Origin of the sequence: Kineococcus glutinatus, from assembly GCF_039542765.1 — a bacterium.
GTDB classification, from domain to species: Bacteria; Actinomycetota; Actinomycetes; order Actinomycetales; family Kineococcaceae; genus Kineococcus_A; species Kineococcus_A glutinatus.
The window spans coordinates 1-781 of the sequence record NZ_BAABIL010000738.1; the positions used below are offsets into that span (position 1 = coordinate 1).

Genomic DNA, 781 nt, shown 5'->3' on the forward strand with positions numbered 1-781 from the left:
GGCGGGGTGCAGGGCCGCTGCGCCGACGAGCGGGTGGCGCTGGAGCTGGGCGTGCTGGGGCAGGAGACCACCGGCGCCGGGGGCGTCGCGTACGCGCTGCGGACGCTGCCGGTGGCGCTGGAGATCGCGCGGACGGTGCGGGAGCTGGCCCCGCAGGCCTGGTTCCTGAACTTCACCAACCCGGCGGGCGTCATCACCGAGGCGGTGCAGCAGGTGCTGGGCGAGCGCGCCGTCGGCATCTGCGACAGCCCGTCGGGGCTGGGGCGGCGCGCGGCGCGGCTGCTGGGGCTGGACCCGGCGCGCGTGCTGGTGGACTACGTGGGGCTGAACCACCTGGGCTGGGTGCGCCGGCTGCTGCACGAGGGGGTGGACGTGCTGCCCCGGCTGCTGGCCGACGAGGCGCTGCTGGGGCGGCTGGAGGAGGGGCGGCTGTTCGGGGCGGCGTGGCTGCGGGCGCTGGGGTGCCTGCCCAACGAGTACCTCTACTACCACTACCTGCGCCGGGAGTCGCTGGAGCGGATCGCGGCGGCCGGGGAGACGCGCGGGGAGCAGCTGGCCCGCACGCAGGGGGAGTTCTACGAGCGGCTGGCGCGGGGCGGGGAGGACCCGGCGGCGCTGTGGCGGCGGGCGGTGGGCGAGCGCGACGGCAGCTACATGGCGGAGGCGCTGGGCGGTGCTCGCGGGGACGCGGGCGGCGACCCCGGCGAGGACCCGGGCGAGGACCCCGGCGAGGAGGTGGAGGGCTACGCGGGGGTCGCGCTGGCGGTGATGGCGGCCGTCA

The 781-nt window shown here is 77.8% G+C and carries 1 protein-coding gene; it reads left to right on the forward strand.

The window, feature by feature from the left end; genetic code table 11:
- Nucleotides 1-781: family 4 glycosyl hydrolase (locus ABEB16_RS20810; protein WP_486336000.1), on the forward strand; the 781-nt coding region annotated here is incomplete at both ends.